The organism is Peptococcus niger, from assembly GCF_900101835.1.
GTDB classification, from domain to species: Bacteria; Bacillota; Peptococcia; order Peptococcales; family Peptococcaceae; genus Peptococcus; species Peptococcus niger.
Window position 1 is genome coordinate 1 of sequence record NZ_FNAF01000024.1, and the last position, 7,197, is coordinate 7,197.

Here is a 7,197-nt window from a genome sequence, read left to right on the forward strand (position 1 = left end):
TCGCATGAGCTTTGTTATGCAAATTGCAGCATTAGCGACGCTGTCCAACTTATCAGCTATTTTTGTAAGCTCATCGTCATATATAGCTGAGCGCTCCATAACAACTTCTTGCTTATAGATGGTCTCTTCATGATATTTATTTTCGTCAACTATACTTTCGCTGTTGAAACCTAACTCCATTTCTTTCATTTCTTTTTCTCCTTATAAAAAAGCAAAAAGAGATATGCCTAAAGATTAGCTTTTTAACATATCTCTTTTATTCCATTATTTACTTTTTTTACTCACACCATGCTTGCTGCGACAGCAAGTCCTTTAATAAGACCATAATCCCAATGTTCTTGATTATATAAATCTTTAACTGTCTTATCATCCCAATCGCCAATTCGGATAAGAAGGTCTGCTGCAAAATTATAATAACTTTCTGCTTCAGCAGAACCCTCCCAGTCACCTGCAAAGGTAAGTAAGGTTTGCACTTGATAAACGGCCAGCTTTACATCCTGTTCAGGTGCCGAGGTCTCCTTCACTTCTTCGCTATCCAGAGCGTCTAATCGACGTCTTTCGAAAGCTTCCGGTCGATATATCCGTAAAAGTTCATATACATCATTTTTGCGATAGAGGTCCAGACATCCATTTTCCATCATGGCTAGATGCCGGATTTTATTTTCTTTTTTGAAAAGCTCAACAGCACTTCCGGGAATCTCATAGCTTTTTATTTTATGATGATCAATCAACCACTTAGCGGTCTGTATATTACACTCTAAAAGAAAGGCCACATCTTCTATTGTTAGAACCGACTTCCCTAAGAAGGTTTTCAGGGCAAAGCTTTTATAAAGCTTGCTTTCAGGCCGAATTCTTTCCTCATCTCCCGTAGGGTAATCTTCTTGAAGCGCCGGGATAATCTCTCCTCGGATCCAATCTTTAACAAAAGAAATTTGTTCTTCATCATGACTGGATTTACAAGAAAGGATAATCTGATAAACTCCCCATTCGGAAACACAGTTGGCCACTGAAGGAATTTTCTTTTTCATTTTATCTTCCGGTTTTAGCATCTTATAAGCCTCGTAAGGATAGATAATGCCTAAAGCTCGGCAAACATCTGAAGCGATAAACCATGGTTCGCCATTTTCAATGAAAGCCCGGATCCGATATGCTTGAGTTCTATTAAAAGTGCGGATAGTACCTTCTGCAAAATTTTTCATTTCCATTGTCATTCCCCTTTGTATAACCTTAATTATTTTCAGTAAATACATCTTTATAACTACGCCAACAATCCTTCTTCATCCAAGAGTTCCAAAAAATGGGACCGACCTTTAGCTGTAATAAGCGTTTGAACGCCTGCTTTTTCTAGGCCATATCCCCATTCCTTGAGTCTGAAGTAACCTCTGTTCTTATTACTACACGGAAGTAGACGCTGGCGCTTATCTCTGTAGATAAATTTCTTAGCTAAGAGCCAGTTAATAAAGATTTTTTGCCCTAGACCAAAAAGATTCGCTGTATCCCTAAAGTTAGTCAAGTGATTAATCGCCACCAAAGCGTCATAATATTTAGCTTTGGGATCCATTTCTTTAATCTGTTTTCGTTGGCTTTCAATAACCTGCTGTTTTTCTTCTATCACACTATTAGCAAGAAGGACTGCCCTAGAAAGTAGCTCCATATCATCCATCGTTTCCTGCCCGACAATATAGCCTCCGTGCTTACGGATGGAAGGGAGAACGTCATGGGTAATCCAACGCTTAAATGCTTTAGCTTCAGGTAGAGTACTATTGAAAATTGCTTGATATAATCCACTTTCATTAACCAAAAGCATACGTTTTACATTCGGATTAGGCTCAAATCTAGACATTCCATTTTGGACGAACCCAGCTGTATCAAAGCTTTGCGGGTTTATTTCTGTATAATCTTCTTTCTCAATTAACTTGCGCATGTTAGCTGTTTCTTTATATCCTAATATTTGAGATATATCCTTAGCTACAAACCAAACTACATCTTCATGTATTAAAGTTCTAACACTACCAAATACTTCGTTATTAAAAACTTCCATTTTGTTTTCCATCTTCAGTTCCCCCTTGTCCTGTAACTGTTTTCTCAGCATTAATATCTTTTCGAACCGCTTCCGGTTCTACTTCTTCTAGCGCTTCAAACCAGTAGATAATGAAACCGGCAAGTTGATTGGAAACCTCTTTACCGCTATGGCGTTTACATAGAGAAATCATCACCTCTAATTCAGGTGATAACCCCTCCATGTATTCCGAAGGTTCAAGATTCTGACCGGCATTTTCAAGGATGGGGTAATACGGCGATGCAAAATATCCTTTCATACATCCATTATCCCAAGAACTACTACCAAAGAGAAAATCCTCTATTTGCTCGAAGGTCATGTTTTTTGTCCAACTATACTCTCCCTTGATAGGATCATAATTGAACTCCTCGCCAAAAGTTCCAATTTCTTCAAACTCTTCAATAACGAGTCCATGCATATCTTCTAGTGAATATCCCACCATTTTATAGATATAGTAACTCGCCTCCACCAAGTTATGCTCATCAATTGAAACCGTCATTTTTAATATGAATCGGTTAACATTATCCCAGGCAACGACCTTACTTAAAGTTTTCGTATCCTGCATAATTAATCTCCTTTTATCTATTAAGCGCAGTTAAAACCTTATGGGCTGCACTAGCCATAAAACTGCTTTTCCCTTGATTTTTTTCTTCTGAGACAACTTCTTGCTCATTCTGAGTCGGAAAAGAAATAAGATTTACTTCTCTTGCCTTCTTTAAGCTGAGCAAATAGTCATCTATTCCTTTAGTTTGAGGTGGCCAATATTTTTTCTCTTTAAAGAAGTCTTCAGCTTTACCTGACCGATAAAGCACCTGCGCAGCGTAACTAGCTGCCATATAAACTGTATCTGTAACTTCCAGCTGAACCTCAACGCCTCTTTCTTTAGCTATAGATAAAAGTCGGTCTAACATTTCTTTTGCTCCAACCTCATCCCATAGCTCTATTTCTGACTTCAGTCCATGAGAGCTGATTAATTTTTCCAAGCTCCTAGATGCAGCAGCTACATGAGGATTAGTGATCTTATCCATATCAAAGGTATTGACAACGCTTCTTATTCCCTGTTTTTTCATTGCAGCAAAAACCATCGGCAGATCAGCTCGGTTATTTACCCCTTGAAGAGCCATATAAGGAGTGCCGCCACCGGATAATTCGCAGGCGACATCGGCTTTTAGAGGCCCTTCTGTGAGCATAATTGAAAAGCACTTTCTTAAATCCGGATTGGCTAAGGGGAAATGGGTCCTGGATATATGGTCTGTCACACCTTCAGGCAGCCCTTTAGAGGAAATGGTAAGGTATCGCAAGTCACTACTATCTCTTCGGACTTGTAGTCCTACAATTTCACCCTTCATATTCCTAGTAGGAATAAGCATCCCTGACGAGAGGTTAAAAATCCATTTACCACCGAGCTTATAAAAACCCGGTACACCGGCAAGGGAAATACCTCGCTTGATTAATCCATCTGCAACAATTAGGCCTGTTGCAATCTGGTAAATACTTTTTTTAAAACCTTTGGCATAAAGAGACTTTTGCAAGGGCACTGCTATTTCTAAAAAATCCGGACATTTTTCAATAAAAGACAGATCTTCGGGAATAGTTCGGTAACCGTTTCTTTGAATACTTTCTTCGCTTAATCCTCGACTGAGCAGATTCCCAAAATGGGAATTTGTTAAGGCAAAAGGTTTAAATGCCAGAAGGCCGGAGTAAGCTTCATTTAGCTTACTATCCTCTGCCGGATAGATGGCATTTTCCTCATAATAGTCCTCTCTACTACGCTTATAATCAGAGGCCCTATGATTTTCTTCTTGAGAAATATTCAGTTCTTCAAATAAAGCCGCAAGCACTTCATGGTCCCCGCTCTTGTATCTGCGGCCAAATCTGGCCCGGCTGTACAAATCAAGGGCGCCTCCACCACTGCATTTAAAGCAGTTATAAACGTTCTTTTGGGTATTCACGTTTAGATGGTAGCCGGTGTCACCACAAAAAGGACAGCGGACATTATATGACCCGGCGCGAGCAGCCCTGGGCTGTCTTGTCAGACCTAAAAGATTAACGATGTCGTTTATATCTATTTTTAGCATGGCTCTCCTCCTAAATAAAAAAAGAGATATGCAGGAAAGGCTAGCTTTCTCTTACATATCTCCAATATCCAACTTTAATTATTCTAATTGTTTTCTTCAAAACCATATGCTTCAGATATATTAGCCATTATTTTTCCTCCTATTTCCCACTATTAAAGCGACAAGAATTGCTATCACTGGAATAGTTGCAGTCATCTAGAAACCTATCATCACTACGATGCTGACAGGCGTCACAAAGCATTAAACGCTCTCCACAAGAAGGGCAGAAGGCCTTATAGCCCAGCATTTCCAGATCCCACAATAGACCTATTTCCGTCTCACAATTCGGGCAATATTCCCAGATTTCTTCCATGATTCTTCTCTCCTTATCTAATTCGCAAATATTTTCCAATAAAAAAAGAGATATGCTTGAAAGCGCTTGCTCTCTTACATATCTCTAATTTCTCTTAAAAAGGACGCAAAAATCCTAGGCTCTTACATCCCCGTTCGTTAAATTCTTACGATTACTCGCAAGACATCAACCAGTATATATACTGGCCTTTCATCAGCATCCCGGCCTATGCTGCCCACTTGGGTAAAACCACCATGCGCTTCCGGAATCGCAACGGCTTCAAGATTACTTCAATATAACAATATTGTACAACGTTAGAACTTCATGGTCAATATACTTCCTTAAAAATGCCTTCCAGAGTGGAAGGCATTATTCTAGTCTAAAACCCTGCTTGCCGTTCTTTCTCCTCTTTAATCTTATCGGAAAACAGAGAAAGCAAAGCGCCCACATCATAAACTAAGCAACAAAAAAGCACGCCTTCTTCAAAAGAAAGCGCGCTGACTATTTATGGTTCACTTAAAAATTCATCAATTTCATTAATAACGGCCTCCTCACTCATTACATGAAGAGCGCCAAAATGCCTAAGGATATACTCGCTAACGCCTTTTGACTGAAAGAGTTTTTCTACATCTTCTCCCGAAAGCCCCTTGTAATAGCGATAGCGCTCCAAATAAAAAATGAGGAACTCTTCAGCCTTAGTCATCCTAAATCCCCTCCGGGTAATCAAACCTTCCTGTTAGCAATTCATCTTGAAACATTGTGTAGAGTGTTAATGTTCCGTAGTGCCATAGTTTTAAGCTTTCATCCGCCAATTTTCGATAAAGATTCGACTGATAGAAGCAACTTATAGCCTCAAGAGTACTTAAATTACTGTTCTCCGTTATCTTGTCAATAATCGGTGGAATTTTTAGTCCAAGTATGGCGCTATACTGATTGTCATTCATATTCTCTCCCACCCTTCGAATTGTAGACAGGCCAAAGCTTTTTCCGAAGTAAACACCAACTGATTAAAAAGTTTTTTAATTTTTAATGCTTCTATTGTTTGAGCCTTGTTTAATAACCCCGTCTCATATAAAGTAAGCGTCTGGTATACGCTATCATCTGCAACAGATCCAAAGATCAGATCGAATTTATCGCCTGCATAAACCCCATTACGGTTAGCCGATACAAAGTCTAACCAACTTTCATTAGCATATTCAAAAGTAAGTAGCGAGCACTGCATAAGCTCCTCGCTCTTAGAGAGTATATATTTATTGACTACCGGTTGGCCTACCTTGCGTCTTTCGGCTACTTTTTTTGCGAAGCTTTTAGCTTGAGCAGAGTTAGTTGTAGTATAGAACCCAAAACCAAAATCTAGATATCTATCCTGCTTAATTATCCTAGGGTTTTCAACAACTACATTACTGCCATGATATAGATGCAGTGGTTCTTTTGCAAATAGGTTTTCCCAAGATTTACCCATATTACTTCAACCTTTTTTCTTTTATTATAGCACACTCAGGCAATCATTTGCGAGGACTTGCTCTTCTTCAGCTCCTTTTCAATCTCTGTTAATAATCTTGAAGCAGCCCCTCTTATCCTCGACATGGAGTTCTTCAAAATGCCCATCTTATCTTTATCAGCAGAGGCCCAGCCCGCAATATATGCCAAACTCACTTCTTCGCATGGAAGGCCGAAATGAGTAGACAGAACATAGGCCACGGATTCAGCCTCTACTTCCTTGATATGTCTGTCCACTTCCTTAGCCTCTTCATTATTGTGCAAACTGGCGTGAGCCATTTCATGAAAAAGCGTAGCTAATGTATCTGCCTGACTCATTCCTTGCTTTAACACAATTTCTTGCTTGTTTCGTGAAAAGTAACCATGAGAACCATCGTTGACTTCCTCAAAGCGGACCGTAACCGGAGAAGCCTGTTTAAGGGCCGAAAAGAGTTTCTGGTAGCCTTCAACACCGCAGTCCAAAAAATCTTGTGAACTAAGTGCCGGCAACTCCTCTCCTTCAGTTTGGGAAATATCAAAAACTGAAACGATCCGATAGCCTATCAACCGCTCCTCTAAAATTGGCTGACCATCTTTATCCAACACTGGCCGACCCAATTCATCTTTTTTACTTCATCAGTCTGTCTAATGATGGGGGCAAGAATTTTTATGGCCTTTTCCCCTTTCTTAACGTGCCGATTAAATTTCTTTTTCCAAGCCTGAAAACCGGCTACATAGCCAGCATCCGGTCGCTGAGAAGCAATGAGAATCGTATTGTAGAACGAGTACCGATGGAACTTGCTCAAAGTTGTGAGCCAGCGAATATATTTTTCCGACTCAAAGAGTTCCTCTAGATCTCCCTCTAATTGCTCCATTAATTCTTTTACTTTATCCATAATTATTCTCCTTTCACTCTTAAAAATAGCTAGGATAATCCGTGCGTAAACTCTTGGCTTCTCCCTTATGATTAACGATAAAGTGATCCTGCACGCTAATACCTAATATTTTTCCACCTTCAGATAACCTCTTGGTTAGCATTAAGTCCTCTTTGCTAGGCGTCAAATCACCGGTTAGGTGATTATGAAAAAGAATTATATTTTGACAATTTGCCAAAATAGCTCTTTGAAAAACCGGGATTGGCTCCACAAGAGAATTACTAATACCGCCAGTAAAAACAATGCTGTAACCCATAAGCTTGAGCTTGGTATCCAAAAGTAAGATGCCGAACTGCTCAACGACAAGCCTTTCCG

General features: G+C 39.7%; 12 protein-coding genes. All 12 read right to left on the bottom strand.

The window, feature by feature from the left end; translation table 11 throughout:
* Nucleotides 1–189 (bottom strand): hypothetical protein (locus tag BLQ16_RS09400; protein WP_144019701.1); only part of this gene is annotated, 189 nt, incomplete at its 3' end.
* Nucleotides 190–281: 92 nt separating this feature from the next.
* Entirely contained in the window at nt 282–1,205 is a 924-nt protein-coding gene (locus BLQ16_RS09405; protein WP_159428080.1) for a BRO-N domain-containing protein, read from the bottom strand.
* 53 nt (nt 1,206–1,258) lie between these two features.
* On the bottom strand, nt 1,259–2,053 hold the full coding sequence (locus BLQ16_RS09410) for a BRO family protein (protein ID WP_159428081.1): 795 nt from the start codon (nt 2,051–2,053) through the stop codon (nt 1,259–1,261).
* Nucleotides 2,028–2,624 (bottom strand): hypothetical protein, encoded by a 597-nt coding sequence (locus tag BLQ16_RS09415; RefSeq protein WP_091792468.1) that lies wholly within the window; start codon nt 2,622–2,624, stop codon nt 2,028–2,030. The genes BLQ16_RS09410 and BLQ16_RS09415 overlap by 26 nt, the downstream gene beginning before the upstream one ends.
* Nucleotides 2,625–2,637: 13 nt before the next feature.
* Entirely contained in the window at nt 2,638–4,137 is a 1,500-nt protein-coding gene (locus BLQ16_RS09420; RefSeq protein WP_091792469.1) for a CHC2 zinc finger domain-containing protein, read from the bottom strand.
* Nucleotides 4,138–4,276: 139 nt separating this feature from the next.
* Complete coding sequence (locus tag BLQ16_RS09595; RefSeq protein WP_144019702.1) at nt 4,277–4,489, bottom strand: hypothetical protein; 213 nt, start codon at nt 4,487–4,489, stop codon at nt 4,277–4,279.
* Between the two features lie 484 nt (nt 4,490–4,973).
* The gene (locus BLQ16_RS09425) at nt 4,974–5,171 is read right to left on the bottom strand and encodes a DUF3791 domain-containing protein (RefSeq protein ID WP_091792470.1); all 198 of its coding nucleotides are present in this window, start codon (nt 5,169–5,171) and stop codon (nt 4,974–4,976) included.
* Between the two features lies 1 nt (nt 5,172).
* Complete coding sequence (locus BLQ16_RS09430) at nt 5,173–5,412, bottom strand: hypothetical protein (protein ID WP_091792471.1); 240 nt, start codon at nt 5,410–5,412, stop codon at nt 5,173–5,175.
* Entirely contained in the window at nt 5,409–5,930 is a 522-nt protein-coding gene (locus BLQ16_RS09435; protein WP_242868994.1) for a DUF3990 domain-containing protein, read from the bottom strand. Before BLQ16_RS09435 ends, BLQ16_RS09430 begins: the two co-directional genes overlap by 4 nt.
* A 35-nt stretch (nt 5,931–5,965) precedes the next feature.
* The gene (locus BLQ16_RS09440) at nt 5,966–6,550 is read right to left on the bottom strand and encodes an ImmA/IrrE family metallo-endopeptidase (RefSeq protein WP_144019697.1); all 585 of its coding nucleotides are present in this window, start codon (nt 6,548–6,550) and stop codon (nt 5,966–5,968) included.
* Nucleotides 6,523–6,843, bottom strand: coding sequence for an ArdC family protein (locus BLQ16_RS09445; protein ID WP_091792431.1), 321 nt, complete (start codon nt 6,841–6,843; stop codon nt 6,523–6,525). Before BLQ16_RS09445 ends, BLQ16_RS09440 begins: the two co-directional genes overlap by 28 nt.
* A gap of 19 nt (nt 6,844–6,862) precedes the next feature.
* A partial coding sequence (locus BLQ16_RS09450; RefSeq protein ID WP_200781919.1) for a JAB domain-containing protein occupies nt 6,863–7,197 on the bottom strand: 335 nt, incomplete at its 5' end.